This window comes from Streptomyces sp. 6N223 (genome assembly GCF_052246635.1).
Classification (GTDB): Bacteria; Actinomycetota; Actinomycetes; order Streptomycetales; family Streptomycetaceae; genus Streptomyces.
The window spans coordinates 306329-319502 of the sequence record NZ_JBQQCA010000001.1 but is presented as its reverse complement, the minus strand read 5'-3'; the positions used below and the strand labels follow the sequence as shown (position 1 = coordinate 319502).

General features: G+C 74.4%; 13 protein-coding genes and 3 pseudogenes. 5 read left to right on the top strand and 11 right to left on the bottom strand.

Annotation, left to right across the window (positions count from 1 at the left end; all coding sequences use genetic code 11):
* Positions 1-6 precede the first annotated feature (6 nt).
* Positions 7-1125: an SDR family oxidoreductase gene (locus ACTWQH_RS01335; RefSeq protein ID WP_443284379.1), complete on the top strand. Its 1119-nt coding sequence runs from the start codon at positions 7-9 to the stop codon at positions 1123-1125.
* Here the strand turns inward: ACTWQH_RS01335 and ACTWQH_RS01330 are convergent.
* The 3 genes and pseudogenes from ACTWQH_RS01330 to ACTWQH_RS01320 form a co-directional block, all read right to left on the bottom strand.
* Positions 1103-2113 (bottom strand): annotated as a pseudogene (locus ACTWQH_RS01330) (type III polyketide synthase); the annotation flags it as partial. The gene ACTWQH_RS01335 and the pseudogene ACTWQH_RS01330 sit on opposite strands and share 23 nt — an antisense overlap.
* Positions 2110-3321: an acyl-CoA dehydrogenase family protein gene (locus tag ACTWQH_RS01325; protein WP_443284378.1), complete on the bottom strand. Its 1212-nt coding sequence runs from the start codon at positions 3319-3321 to the stop codon at positions 2110-2112. The gene ACTWQH_RS01325 and the pseudogene ACTWQH_RS01330, both read right to left, overlap by 4 nt.
* Complete coding sequence (locus ACTWQH_RS01320) at positions 3322-4020, bottom strand: class I SAM-dependent methyltransferase (RefSeq protein ID WP_443284377.1); 699 nt, start codon at positions 4018-4020, stop codon at positions 3322-3324.
* Between the two features lie 69 nt (positions 4021-4089).
* On the opposite strand from ACTWQH_RS01320, the gene ACTWQH_RS01315 reads away from it, so the two are divergent.
* Positions 4090-4974 (top strand): UbiA family prenyltransferase, encoded by an 885-nt coding sequence (locus ACTWQH_RS01315; protein ID WP_443284376.1) that lies wholly within the window; start codon positions 4090-4092, stop codon positions 4972-4974.
* A gap of 373 nt (positions 4975-5347) precedes the next feature.
* Here the strand turns inward: ACTWQH_RS01315 and rfbB are convergent, their stop codons facing one another.
* The 6 genes and pseudogenes from rfbB to ACTWQH_RS01285 all read right to left on the bottom strand — a co-directional run bounded on the left by rfbB (position 5348) and on the right by ACTWQH_RS01285 (position 9452).
* Positions 5348-6331, bottom strand: coding sequence for a dTDP-glucose 4,6-dehydratase (rfbB, locus tag ACTWQH_RS01310; RefSeq protein WP_443284375.1), 984 nt, complete (start codon positions 6329-6331; stop codon positions 5348-5350).
* Position 6332: 1 nt separating this feature from the next.
* Positions 6333-6476: a hypothetical protein gene (locus tag ACTWQH_RS01305; RefSeq protein WP_443284374.1), complete on the bottom strand. Its 144-nt coding sequence runs from the start codon at positions 6474-6476 to the stop codon at positions 6333-6335.
* A 55-nt stretch (positions 6477-6531) separates the two neighbouring features.
* Positions 6532-6699, bottom strand: coding sequence for a hypothetical protein (locus ACTWQH_RS01300; RefSeq protein ID WP_443284373.1), 168 nt, complete (start codon positions 6697-6699; stop codon positions 6532-6534).
* 29 nt (positions 6700-6728) lie between these two features.
* Positions 6729-7514 (bottom strand): aromatic amino acid lyase, encoded by a 786-nt coding sequence (locus tag ACTWQH_RS01295; protein ID WP_443284454.1) that lies wholly within the window; start codon positions 7512-7514, stop codon positions 6729-6731.
* Positions 7508-8293 (bottom strand): annotated as a pseudogene (locus tag ACTWQH_RS01290) (aromatic amino acid lyase); the annotation flags it as partial. The pseudogene ACTWQH_RS01290 and the gene ACTWQH_RS01295, both read right to left, overlap by 7 nt.
* On the bottom strand, positions 8283-9452 hold the full coding sequence (locus ACTWQH_RS01285) for a hypothetical protein (RefSeq protein WP_443284372.1): 1170 nt from the start codon (positions 9450-9452) through the stop codon (positions 8283-8285). The gene ACTWQH_RS01285 and the pseudogene ACTWQH_RS01290, both read right to left, overlap by 11 nt.
* A gap of 486 nt (positions 9453-9938) precedes the next feature.
* Between ACTWQH_RS01285 and ACTWQH_RS01280 the strand changes: the two genes are divergently transcribed.
* Together ACTWQH_RS01280 and ACTWQH_RS01275 are read left to right on the top strand one after the other, a co-directional pair.
* On the top strand, positions 9939-10562 hold the full coding sequence (locus ACTWQH_RS01280) for an LmbU family transcriptional regulator (RefSeq protein ID WP_443284453.1): 624 nt from the start codon (positions 9939-9941) through the stop codon (positions 10560-10562).
* Between the two features lie 36 nt (positions 10563-10598).
* Entirely contained in the window at positions 10599-10874 is a 276-nt protein-coding gene (locus ACTWQH_RS01275; protein ID WP_443284371.1) for a hypothetical protein, read from the top strand.
* A gap of 27 nt (positions 10875-10901) precedes the next feature.
* Here ACTWQH_RS01275 and ACTWQH_RS01270 read toward each other — a convergent pair whose 3' ends face one another.
* Positions 10902-11522 (bottom strand): L-threonylcarbamoyladenylate synthase, encoded by a 621-nt coding sequence (locus tag ACTWQH_RS01270; RefSeq protein WP_443284370.1) that lies wholly within the window; start codon positions 11520-11522, stop codon positions 10902-10904.
* Between the two features lie 51 nt (positions 11523-11573).
* Here ACTWQH_RS01270 and ACTWQH_RS01265 point away from each other — a divergent pair, with 51 nt between their 5' ends.
* A complete protein-coding gene (locus tag ACTWQH_RS01265) occupies positions 11574-12464 on the top strand; it encodes an ABC transporter substrate-binding protein (protein WP_443284369.1) in 891 nt (296 codons plus the stop codon).
* Positions 12465-12726: 262 nt separating this feature from the next.
* Here the strand turns inward: ACTWQH_RS01265 and ACTWQH_RS01260 are convergent.
* Positions 12727-12848, bottom strand: a pseudogene (locus tag ACTWQH_RS01260) (gfo/Idh/MocA family oxidoreductase); the annotation flags it as partial.
* Between the last annotated feature and the right edge of the window lie 326 nt (positions 12849-13174).

Below are 13174 nucleotides of genomic sequence, written 5' to 3'. Positions count from 1 at the left end.
GGCAGGATGCGGGTACGTGACTCCGTCGTGGTGGTGACCGGGGCGTCCAGCGGCATCGGGCGCGCGACCGCGGTGTCGTTCGCCCGCAAGGGCTGCGCCGTGGTGCTGGCCGCCCGGCGGGAGGAGGCCCTCGAGGCCGCGGCCGAGGAGTGCCGCGCACACGGCGGGCCACGGAGCGGGCAGACGCTCGTCGTGCCGACCGACGTCACCGACAGCGCTTCCGTGGAGCGCCTCGCCCGGCGCGCGGTGGAGGCCTTCGGGCGGATCGACGTGTGGGTCAACGCCGCGGCCGTCGCCGCCTTCGGCACCTTCGAGGAGGTGCCGCTGCCGGAGTTCCGCAGGGTCATCGACGTCAACGTCATGGGCTACGTCCACGGGGCGCGCGCCGCCCTGCCGGTGATGCGGGAGCAGGGCAGCGGCACGCTGATCAACGTCTCGTCCGTCGTCGGCGTGGTCAGCCAGCCCTACACCCACGCCTACGGCATGTCGAAGTGGGCCGTCAGGGCGCTCGGCGCCAGCCTGCGGCAGCAGCTGCGGCTGGAGGGCGCGAAGCGGATCCACGTCTGCACGGTGCTGCCCGCCTCCATCGACACCCCGCTGTTCGAGCAGGGCGCCAACTACACGGGCCGCAAGGTACTGCCGATTCCTCCCGTCTACGCGCCCGAACGCGTCTCCCGCGCCATCGTCGGCCTGGTGCGCGTGCCCCGGCGGGAAGTCGTCGCGGGCCCGGCGGGGCGCGCCCTGGTGCTGCAGTCCCGCCTGACGCCCGGGATCGTGGAACGAGCGCTCGCCCGGCAGGTGGACCGGACCCACCTCTCCCGTCGGCGGCCGGCCCCGGCCGGCCCGGGCAACCTCCACGTCCCGGCGCCGGGCGCCGGCTCGACGGACGGCGGCTGGCACGGCCGGCGCCGCACCGCCCGGCGCCGCCTGGCCGGCGCGGGGCTGGTCCTGCTCGTCCTGGGCGGCGGCGCGGGGGTCCGCCGGGCGTTCCCTAGCCGGACTCCCGGCTCCGGGTCCGGGCAGGCCGGCCGTGTGAGGCGGAGAGCAGGGCGGCGTAGAGGGTCAGTCCGGGGCCGAAGGCCATGGCCATCACCGGGCCGCCGCCGTTCAGCGCGCCGTCGGTGACGAGCCTGTCGAGCACCAGCAGCACGGTCGCGGACGAGCAGTTGCCGTGCGTGGCCAGGACGGAGCGCGACGCGGCCAGGGCGTGCGGGGGGAGGGCCAGACGCTCCTCCACGGTGTCCAGGATGCGCGGGCCGCCGGGGTGCACCGCCCACGCGCGCACGTCGGGCAGGTCCAGGCCGTGCCGAGCGAGCAGGGACTCCACCACCGGACGCACATGCCGGGCCAGCACGTCCGGCACCCGCCGGGACAGTCCCATGCGGAATCCGAGGTCGGTGATGTCCCAGGTCATGTGGTCGCTGGTGGCGGGGATGGTGAACGCCGCGACCTCCACCAGTTCCAGGCCCAGCGCCGGTTCCAGCCCCGGTCCCCGCTCCGGTCCGGGCGCGCTGCCGGCCTGTGGCCGCAGCACGACGGCGGCCGCGGCGTCGCCGAACAGCGCGTGGCAGATGACCTGCTCCGGATCGTCCGTGGGCGGCTGCAGGTGGAGCGAGGTGAGCTCCAGGCAGAGCAGCACGGCGGCCTGCCGGCGGGCGACCACGAAGTCGGCCGCGCTGCCCAGCGCGGGCAGTGCGGCGTAGCAGCCCATCTGCCCCACCAGCAGCCGCTGCACGTCCGGCCGCAGGCCCAGCGCCGGGATGAGCTGGATGTCGAGCCCGGGGGTGCTGTGGCCCGTGCAGGACGCGACGACGAGCAGCCCGATGTCGTGGGGGGCGACGCCGGCATCGGCCATGGCCGCCCGCACAGCCCTGTGTCCCAGCGGCCGGGCCGCATGGGCGTACCGCCGCATGCGGGCGCCGGTCGAGCAGCCGGACAGATCCTCGTCGACGGGATTGACGGTGGCGTGCCGCCGCTCGACTCCCGACTCCCGGAAGACGCGGTGGGCGATCCGGCTCGTGGCGAAGTGCTTGCGGAAGAAGCCGTCCCACAGCTCCCGTTGCCCGACGGCGGCCGGCAACGCCGATCCCAGCCCGGTGATCGCGGCGGTCACCACCGCGGCACCTGGCCGTCGCGGTCGGGGTCTCCGCCGAGGGCGGCGATACCCAGCCAGTCGGCGCAGACGTCCGAGGTGGCCGGCTGCAGCGCTCCGCAGCGGGCGTCGCGGTAGATCCGCTCCAGCGGGTGGCCCCGCCGCGTGGCCGAGGCGCCGGCCGCCTCGAGCACGGAGGACGCCACCTCGGCCGCGGTGTCCCCGGCCAGCAGCTTGGCGCGCCAGATCCACCGGTTGGTCTCCGGCGTTCCCGGCTGGTCGGTGACCCGCCGGGCGGCCTCGTCGACGACGAGCCCGGCGGCGGCGACCGCGGCCTCCGCCCGGCCCATCCGGGACCGCACGGCCGGCAGCGTGTGCAGGCCGCGTTCGCGCAGGTGGGCGCCGCCTGCCTGGAGGGCCGCGCGGGCCACGCCGACGTAGACCGCGGCGTAGGAGGCCACCAGCCACTGGGGCATGACCTCGGCGAGCAGCACCGCCAGCCCTTCGATGCCGCCGAGCAGGGCGTCCTCGGGCACCTCGGCGTCGACATGCACGTCGTGGCTGCCGGTGGCGCGCATCCCCATCGCGTCCCAGGTGGGCTCGACCCGCACCCCGCTGTCCGCGGGCACCAGGAAGTAGGACACCCTCGGCTCGCCCGACGCGTCGTCCCTGGCCGCGACGAGGTAGGCGTCGGCATGGCCGGCTCCGGAGACGAACGCCTTGGTGCCGGTGACGCGGAAGCCGCCGGCCGTCCTGCGGTAGGTGGTGGAGATGCGCGACAGCCGGGAGCCCGCGCCGCGTTCGCTCATGGCGACGGCGTACAGCGCGCCCGCGGCGGCCCGGGCGAGCACGCGGTCGCGGGAGGCGAGGAAGCTGTCGGGCGCGCCGAGCTGCCGGACCAGTTCCTCGGGGGTGTGGGCCAGCGCCCCGGTCACGGCGGCGTGCATGTTGAAGATCAACGCCGTGGCGCCGGCTCCGCTGGCCAGCTCGGTGGCGACGGCCGCGTAGTCGGCGAAGGAAGCCCCGCATCCGCCGAGCCGGGTGGGCACCAGCAGGCCCAGGAGGCCGTTCCCGCGCAGATCCTCGAAGTCGGCCGCGGGGAAGGAGCCGGACGCGTCGTGGGCCTCCGCCCGCGAGGCCAGCACCGGTGCCAGCCGGCGGGCGCGAGCCTGTGCGGCGGCGACCGGATCGGACGGCGGATCAGCGATGCGGCAGGTGACCGACGCCACTCACACCACCCCCTTGCGGCCGTATCCCTGGAACAGGACGGCCGTGGTGCCGACCGGCACCATCCGGACCTCCGCACGGCGCCCCGCGGCCCATCGGGGCAGGTCGGTCAGGGCCGGCCGGATGCCGCGCAACGCCAGGCGAACGCCGTGCCGGGCGCACTCGGTGGCCAGCTCCGTCCGGTCGACCAGCAGGGCGGGGTCGTGCACGCCCCTGGGCGCGAGCCCGGGCAGGCGCTCGGCGATGCCGATGGCGAGCAGCCGGCACAGCGCGGTGTCGGCCAGCGTGTCCAGCACCAGCAGACCACCGGCGCGCAGCACCCGGCAGGCCTCCCCCACCGCGCGCGGCAGGTCGTTGACGTGCTCGAAGATCTCTCCGGCGACGACGACGTCCGCGCATCCGCGCTGGAGCGGAAGGGCGAGCACGTCACCCCGCACGCCGCGTACGCCGTGGTCGCGGGCCTGACGCAGCGCGCTCCGCGAGCGGTCCACGCCGATGTGCCGGTAGCCCTTGCCGGCCAGGTGCGGTGCCACCAGGCCGGCGCCGCACCCGAGATCCACCAGCACCGCGCCGGGACGGGGCGCCGCGGGCACGAGGGCGGCGCGGGCGGCGGCCAGCCAGTGCAGCATGGCGAAGGGGCCGCGCGGTTCCCACCACTGATCGGCGAGCCGTTCGTAGAGCACCGGATCGTTGGGCGGCACGGATGGATATTTTCGCGACATTCGCGGCATTTTGCACAACACGAGCTAAGACTGGCACACTCACCACCTATGCGACGTCTGCCGGGGACCGTGTCGGCACTGATCCGGGCCTCGCATCCCCATGCCGTGCTGGCGGTGACCGCGGTCGCCGGCGGGCTCGCGGTCAGCCAGGGCAGGACGGCCGGATCGGCGGCGTTGGCGACGGCGGCGGTGCTCGCCGGCCAGCTGTCCGTGGGATGGCTCAACGACCTCGTGGACGCGCCTCGTGACGCCGCGGCGGGACGCGGCGAGAAGCCCCTGGCGACGGGGCGGCTCTCCCCGGCGACCGTGCGCGCCGGCGTGCTGGTCGCGGCCGGTGCCGCGGTGATCCTGTCGCTGCCGTCCGGTCTCCTCGCGACCGCGGCGCACCTCGCCGCCCTGGCATCGGCGTGGCTCTACGATCTCGGGGCCAAGTCGGGCGTGTTCTCGGTGGTGCCCTATGTGGTCTCCTTCGGGCTCCTGCCGGTGTTCGTGGTGCTCGGCGCGCCGGGAGCGCCGCTGCCGCCGGCGTGGCTGGTGGCCTCGTCGGCGTTGCTGGGCGGCGCGGCGCACTTCGTCAACGCGCTGCCGGACATCTCCGCCGACGTGGCCGTGGGCGTACGCGGGCTGCCGCACCGTCTGGGCCCGGCCCGCAGCCGCGTGGCCGCCGCGGGGCTGGTGCTGGCCGCCTCGGCCCTCCTCGTGTTCGGCCCGCCGGGCGGGGCGACGGGTGCGGGAGCCGTGGCGCTGCCGCTGAGCGCGGTCGTCGTCGGCGCCGGGTTGCTCAGAGGCCGCCGCCCCGGATCGCGGGCGGCGTTCCACGCGGTGCTGCTGGTCGCGGTGGTCGACGTGGTGCTGCTGCTGGCCACGGGCGAGCCCACGGGCCAGGTGCTGCGGGCCGGCCTCGCGGAGCTGCCGGGCGTGCGTTCGCCGTGACTCGTCGAGGCCACCCACCAGGTGTGCCCCTCCTCCAACGCCACCGCGGCAACATCCCGGTCGGGCTGGTCATCGCGTAGGACGGCGGCACACCACCACCAACTCCTCCACCAACGGCTCATTCACCAACCGAAACCGCCACGGCATGCCGTGGTCGCGGCCGGCGGGCACCGCCGTAAGACAACCTCCCGAGGGGCGGATGAGAGTGAGGCCACGGGTTGCGGCGGGTCCCGCCGGCGAGACGGGCGGTGGCGATCACCCGCCCAGTGGGGCGGGCGCCTCCGGCCCGGTGCCGCCGGCAGCCGTGCGGACGACGAATTCGGAGAAGTCGTCGAAGCCACAATCTCCGCCCTGACCGCGGCCTTGTCCACTGTCATGTCTCCTTTCCTTTCCTCAGTGGCTCCCACCACTTCCTGTTCTCCGCATACCAGCGGACCGTGCCGGCCAGGCCGGTTCTGAATTCAATGGACGGCCGGAATCCAAGCTCCTCCTGGAGCTTGGACCCATCAAGGGCGTACCGGCGGTCGTGCCCTTTCCTGTCCGGCACGAAGCGGACCTGTGACCAGTCGGCTCCGGTCAGTTCCAGCAGCGCACGAGTCAGGTCGATGTTCGTGACGGCGCGGCCGCCTCCCACGTTGTACGCGTGACCGGGAAGCCCTCTTCCGGCGATCAGCGCAATGGCGCGGCAGTGGTCGTCGACGTGGAGCCACTGGCGCTCGTTTCCGCCGTCGCCGTAGAGCGGGACCGTCCTGCCGTCGAGCAGGCTGGTGACGAACAGCGGGATGAGCTTCTCCGGGTACTGGTAGGGGCCGTAGCCGTTGGAGAGGCGCGCGATGCGCACCGGGAGTCCGTGCGTCCGGTGGAAGGACCTCGCCAGGAGCTCCGCCGATGCCTTCGACGCGGCGTAGGGAGAGTTCGGCAGGAGCGGGGCCCCCTCGTCCCAGGAGCCGGACTCGATCTCTCCGAACACCTCGTCCGTCGAGACGAGCACGCAGCTTTCGGCATCGGCTCGCAGGGCGGCGCGCAGCACTTCGTAGCTGCCGGAGACGTTGGTGCGCACAAATGCGTCCGCGTCGGCGATCGACCGGTCCACGTGCGACTCGGCCGCGAAGTGCACCACGACCGTCGCGCCGCGCATGACGCGCTCGACCGCCCGGCGGTCGCAGATGTCGCCGCGCACGAAGGTCAGCCGGGGATCGGCGATCACGGGGTCGAGATTGCCGAGGTTGCCGGCGTAGGTGAGCTTGTCGAAGACCACCACCCGGGCGTCGGCGAAACAGGGGTAGGAGCCGGCCAGCAGGTGCCGGACGAAGGCGGAGCCGATGAAGCCGGCGCCGCCGGTGACCAGGACGTTCACTTCACGGCCTCCCGCCGGCCAGCGCCTTCGCGGTCTCCATCACGTACTGTCCGTACCCGGAATTCGCCATCGCCGCGCCCAGCTCGTGGCACGCCGCCGCGCCGATGAACCCCATGCGCAGGGCGATCTCCTCCACGCAGGACACGCGCAGTCCGTGGCCGCCAACGCCGCACGCACCTCCTCAGCCGCACGCGAGGTGGTCAGCACGCAGGCCGGGGCGCTGTCGCGAGGACCGACCGCAGCCGGGTGTCCAGCTCCCGGTAGGTGAGCGTCGTGACGGTCTCGCGCCGCCGCGGCTGGCCGGGGACCCGCACGTAGTCGAGCACGGTGAGGGCCGGCCGGTCATCGTCCTCGTCCGCCAGCCGCATCACGGGTGCCGGGCGGCCGGGCGGCGGCGTCAGCGGTGTTCGCCCTCTGCCTGCGCATCTGCCCTGTCCTCCTCCTCGTCGATCAGCCGGGCGGCCGCCGCCGCCAGGACGTCACGGGCCGCCTGCACCTCGGCCGCCATGGGCCGGTCCGCCCGCAGGGGCGGGGAGACCCGGGAGAGTTCACGCCACACGCCGCCGTCGCGCGCCGGCTCCTCGGCGGCTCCCTCCTCGCGGGTCAGCGCCGCGTACTGAGTGGCGCCCAGCCCGAGGGAGCCGACGACCAGCCAGGCGAGGTCGATCGCCTCGCTGACGGCGTTGGCTCCGTTGAGCGCCATCGGGACGCGGTCCTGGTTCCCGCCGTTGGTGGGCAGCGCGGTCAGGCTGGCCGGGTAGACGAGCTGCCGGATGCGGGACGTGAAGGATGTCGCGCTGAGCTGTACGCCGGCCAGACCGCTGCTGGCGCCGGGGTGCGGGGTGAGCATGGGGGCCCGGCCGCCGTTGGTGGCCGGTGTGCACAACAGGGCGAGCTGGCGTTCGGCCAGGAAGGCGATCTGCTGCAGGCACAGGCCGCTGGTGTCGGAGGCGAGACCCACGGGCATGGCGTGGAAGTTGCCCGCGTGCAGGAACTCGCCCTCGTAGTAGACCGGGTTGTCGGTGCAGCCGGTGGCTTCGCGGGCCAGGACCTCGTCGGTCGCCGACAGCTGGTCGAGCACCGCGCCGATGATCTGTGGCGCGCAGCGCAGGCTGTAGGGCTCCTGGAGCGGGCGCGAGGGAGCATGTGCCGCAGGCCCGGCGGCAGCGCCTCGCGGATCCAGCGCGCCACCAGGATCTGGCCGGGCTGGCCTCGCGCGGCGCCGACGCCGGGGTGGTAGGCCTGGGGTTTGGCGCCCAGGAGCCCGGCGAGGCGGGCCGTCAGCAGCGCGGCGACGCGGGCAAGCCGCAGCACCTCCCGGTGGTTGGTCATGGCCACAGCGAGGCTGACGCTGGTGCCGTTGACGAACGCCAGCGCCTCGCGGGCGGGCCACGCGACGGGCTCGGCACCGAGTTCTCTCAGCGCCTCGGCGGCAGGGCCCGCCACCCATCCGCCGTCGCCGTCGGGCAGCCACGCTTCCCCTTCGCCCGCGCAGGCGAGGGCCGCGTGCGCCAGGGGCTGGAGGTCGCCGCTGGCGCTGACGGTGCCGTCGCGCGGGATCACCGGCGTGAAGCCCCGGTTCCACAGCTCGGCCAGCCGGTTCCAGAACTCCGGTGTGACCGCCGAGTGTCCCTGGCGCATGCCGGCCAGCCGGAGCCACACCACCAGTCGGCTGACCTCGGGGGGCAGCGGGCGGCCCTGGCCGGTCCCGAGGTGGGCGATGAGGCCGCCGCCCTGGCGGGTCCCGGGTCCGGCCCCGGGGTAGTCCACGAGCGGGCCGAAGCCGTGCGTGATCCCGTACACCTGCTCGTCGGCGGCGAGAGCCTTCTCCAGCGCCGTCGCGCTGCGACGCATCAGCTCGGCGTCCCGCGGGGAGCACATGTCGAGCGCGGCTCCCGGGCGGGCGCGGCGGAGGATGTCCGCGAGGCGTCGCCGGGCGGGCTCCGCGGTTTCAGCGGTCACGAGGTGTTCCTGCGTCCGGGGGGTCGGCGTCGTCGTCAGCAGGGAGAGGCGGCTGGATGTGGCGCAGCTTTCCGGTCTCGGAGCGGTCGATCCGGTCGACCACGCGCACCCGCCGGGGCCTCAGGCCGAAGCCCGCCATGGAGGCGGCGCGCACCTGGCGGGTGTCGACGCTGCCGCCGGCCGGCGGGACGACCAGCAGGTCCAGATGCTCGCCGCTCAGCTCGTGCGGCACCGGTACGCAGGCCAGGTCCGCGCAGGCGATCAGGGGCCGCAGCGAGCGCTCCACCTCGTCGAGGTCGACGCGCCGCCCGTTGATCTTCACCAGCCGGCACCGGCGTCCGGTGAGGTGGAAGCGGCGGTCACCGGCGCGCCGCACGAAGTCGTCGGTCCTGAAGACCTCGGGCGGCGGCTGGCCGGGCCGGGCCGCGAGCCGCGGGCTGCGGACGGCCAGGGGGATCTCCCGCCCGTCCGGCCCGGCGGCGTCCTCCTGCGGTGCGGCGCGGGCGAGCTCCACGTCGTCGAACAGCTCCCACGGCGGCTCCTGGTGGCGCCAGGAGCGCCGGGCGATGCCACCGGCCTCGGTGGAGCCGAACACCTCGGTGATGCGCACGCAGTCCGGGCCCGCCTCGGCGACGAGGTGGGCGGCGGCGCGTGGCAGCGTCGCGGTGCTGTGCAGCACGGCGAGCCGCTCGGCGGACCGGGTCCAGGCCGTCTGCCGTCGCAGGATGGAGAAGGTCCACGGCACGGCGACGACCGCCCAGCGGGGGTGGCCGGCCGGGGGCATCAGGCAGAAGAACCGCTGGAGGTACCAGACGGGCAGCCGCATCCGGGCCGGCACCAGCAGGGTCGCCAGCGCGCCGTAGAGGTGACGCGGGGGTGCGAAGGACAGGATGGCCTGCGGGCGTTGCGGAGCGAGGAGGGCTGCCAGCAGGCCGGCCTCCGACCACAGCTGCTCGCGGGTGCGCCGCCAGCGCTGGCGGGGGCCGGTGCTCCCGGAGGTGTGAAACTCCACGGCGGCCGGCAGCAGGCCGTGGACCAGGGACTCGGGGTCGGCGTCGGCGCGGTCCCAGCGCACCAGCCACGGCTCGTCGTTGACCTCCGGGGCCGCGTGGCCGGCGGCCAGCAGCTCCTGGGGGGTCAACTCGGCGTAAGTCACCACGGGTTCTCCTCGCGCCCGGAGGGAGTGGGATCGGTGTCCAGAGGAGATCGATGAGGTCCTGAACGGTGAGCACTCCCGTCGGTGCCTCGTCGGGGACGTCGAAACCGGCCGTGGTCTGAAAGGCGTGGGCGAGCTCGATCACGGCGAGCGAGTCGAGATTGAGGTGGTCGACGAGGCGTTGTTCCGGTCATACGTCCCCCGGCCGGCCAATGCCAGCGATCGCCTGCCTTTTCGGGTAGGGCCATGACTATCTCGTAATGCGGCGGCGAGACGGTGTCAATGCGGTCGCTGGCCGGACCGCTTCGGCGTCTCGCCGGCGAGACGGCCACCGAAGCGAAAGTGCGTATCATATGCCCGGCAAAAGGGCCGCGCAGCGGAGAGGGGGCCTGGCCCATTCCTCCCATCTGGGGAAGACTGAGCTACAGGCAACCCGTCAGCGAACAAGTCAGGATCGCGCGAATGGGGAAGACCGAGCCGCGCACGGCACTGCCACGAGCCCGCAACGCCACGACCGGCGGCGAAAACATCGCCCGGACATCGTCAATTCCCCGCCAGCCCGAGGCACTTCTCGACGGAAGCGTCATCAGCAGGCGCACCAGCCTGTCGCTCCCCCCCGGCATGCCCCTCGAAAGGTGGCGGGACGTGGGCAGACACATCTTCACCATCAACGACTCGTCCGGCTGGTGGCTGGGCGACTGGCTGATCTACGGACAGTCCTACTATCCCGATCGGTATCGCCTCGCGATCGCCGAGACGGCCCTGAGCTATCAGACGCTCCGCAATTACGCATGGATCGCCAGCCGGTTCAGCCTCTCCCGCCGGCGTCCAGGCCTCAGCTTTCAGCACCACGCCGAGGTGGCGAGCCTGAAGCACGACGAGCAGGAGAGCTGGCTGAGCCAGGCGGAACACTTCGGCTGGTCCCGGAACGAGCTGAGGCGGCGTGTGAGGTCTTGCTCGCGCCCGGAGCTGCCACCGGGGCGGACCAGCGTCAGCATCAGCGTCTCCGCCGAACGCCGAACGCGGTGGGAAAAGGCCGCGGCCTCCCAGTCTCTGAAGCTCTCCGAATGGATCGTCTCCGTCCTGGACGAAACCGCCGGCTGTGCCGCGTGACCGGGTAAGTGAAAGCAGCTGACGGGCCGCCACCGGGTGGTGGGCACCGGTCGCACCACGCGGCTGGCCGAGCTGTTCCGGGCCATAGCCGAGAAGGCCGCCACTGTCACGGGGCGGCGGCCGCCCTCGCCGGTGGTCACCGTCGCCCCGCCGCCGCACGCGACGCCAGCCGATTTCCGCATCTTCGCCGTCGACCCCGCGCCGTTCCGCGCGATCACCGGGTGGCGCACGCGCGTCCCGCTTCACGAGGGGCTGCGCCGCGCCCTCGCCGTCCTGAGCGGCCCCGGCATCCCCGGGCCCTTGCGACACTGACCCGGCCGGGCCCGCGCCCCGGACGCGTCACTCGAACCGCGCGGGGTCGCCCGCTCCCCGGCGTACGAACTCCGGCGCCCCGCCCGAGAAGTCCACCACCGTCGTGGGCTCGACGCCGCAGTCGCCGGAGTCGAGCACCGCGTCCACCACGTGATCGAGGAGTTCCTTGATCTCCCACCCCTGCGTGAGCGGCTCGTCCTCGCCGGGCAGCAGCAGGGTGCTCGACATCAGCGGCTCGCCGAGCTCCGTCAGCAGCGCCTGGGCGACGACGTGGTCGGGGATCCTGACCCCGACGGTCTTCCGCTTCGGGTGCAGCAGCCTGCGCGGCGCCTCCTTCGAGGCGGGGAGGATGAAGGTGTAGCTGCCCGGCGTCGCCGCCTTGATCGCGCGGAACGCCGTGTTGTCCATCCGCACGAACTGCCCGAGCTGCGCGAAGTCCCGGCAGACGAGGGTGAAGTGGTGCCGCTCGTCCAGGCGGCGGATGGCGCGGATCCGGTCCAGGCCGGCGCTGTCGCCCAGCCGGCAGCCCAGCGCGAAGCACGAGTCCGTCGGGTAGATGATGAGACCTCCGGCGCGTACCAGGTCGGCCACCTGGCCGATCACGCGCCGCTGCGGGTTGTCCGGATGCACGTCGAAGTACTTCGCCATGGGCCGAGCCTAGTTCCGCCCCGGGCGCGCGGCCCGGCATACGGTGGAAGGGTGCGCATCGTCTCGCTTCTCCCGTCGGCGACGGAGATCCTGTTCGCGGTCGGCGCCGGCGACGACGTCGTCGGCGTGACGTTCGAGTGCGACCACCCGCCGCAGGCGCGCACCCGGCGCATCGTCTCCACCAGCGCGCTGCCCGAGGGCCTGCCGCCCGCCGAGATCGACCGGCTGGTCAGCGAGCGCATGGCCGCCGGCGAGGACCTCTACCACCTGGACCGCGGCGCGCTCGCCGGGCTGGACGCCGACCTGGTGGTCACCCAGGACCTGTGCGCGGTGTGTGCGGTCGACGTCTCCACCGTGCACGACGCGCTGGCGTACCTCACCTGCCGCGCCGAGGTGCTGACCGTGGACCCGGGGACGCTGCCCGAGGTGCTGGACTCGATCGTGATGATCGGCACGGCCGCGGGCGGGCGGTGCCGGGAGCGGGCCGGGCGGCTGGCCGCCGAGCTGTCCGGCCGGCTGGCGGCGGTGCGTGCGAAGGTCGCCGACCGGGAGCCGGTGCCGGCGCTGGTGCTGGAGTGGACCGACCCGCCGTTCGCGCCGGGGCACTGGGTCCCGGACATGGTCGAGGCCGCGGGCGGGCACTGCGTGCTCGGGCGCTCCGGGGAACGCTCCTTCCGCACCGGCTGGGACGAGGTCGCCGCCGCGGAGGCCAGCGTGGTGGTGTGCGCGCCGTGCGGGTTCGGGCTCGGCGAGGCGTCCCGGCTGGCGGGCGAGGTCGCCGGCCGCGTGCCGCCCGGGGTTCCGCTGTGGGCGGTGGACGCCAACGCCTCCTTCGCCCGGCCCGGCCCGCGCCTGGTCGACGGCGTCGAGGCGCTGGCGGGCGTCTTCCACCCCGCCGCCGCCGGCGAGCCGGACCCGGCGCTGGCCCGCCGCATCGCGTGACCCGCTAGGGTCGGCGCCGCCGGCTCGCCCAGCGCAGCGCCCCGGCCTCCTCCGGCGGCGGCAGATCTCCGCGCGCGGACGCGCACCTCGCGCACGGGCACCGGGAGCCGGGTCATGGCCTCCACTGCAGGAACGCCCGCGACCTGCCGTCACCCGGAATCCGGTGCCGCCCTCACCGCCCGGCCCGCGACGGCGCGGCGGCGAACTCCACGGTGCGGCGGGCGTCCTGCCCGCTGCCGGGCGGCCGCTCCCCCCGCGCGTGCGCGTCCAGCCGGCCGGGGTCGATGTCCACCGCCGCCACCAGTTCCACCACTCGGCGTGGTCACGCAGGGCGGGCAGGTGGGCTCCGGTGACGATGCCGCCGGTGCCGACGACCGCAGGCAGCGCGCAGGCGGGGTGAGGGAGAGGGCACGGGTGGCTCCTCGCGGCGTAAACCGCTTGGTAAAGGGGAGCGGCGGGACTCTAGGATCAGATGATCGATCACACAGGGTCGTCGCGCCGCCGTCCGGCGGCGGCGGCGGGTCCGCGTCGTCCCGGCCGCCGGGCGGGGGCGGTACCGTCTCCGGCCGCACGGTCGGGTCGGGTCCCGGCGCGGGTCCGCGCGCGGGAAGCGGAACACGGTCGCGGGCGGGGCCCCGGCCGGCTCGGCGGCCATGCGAACGGCCGGGGCCCACGCGTCCGGCACGGAGCCCGATGCCCCATCAGGAGGA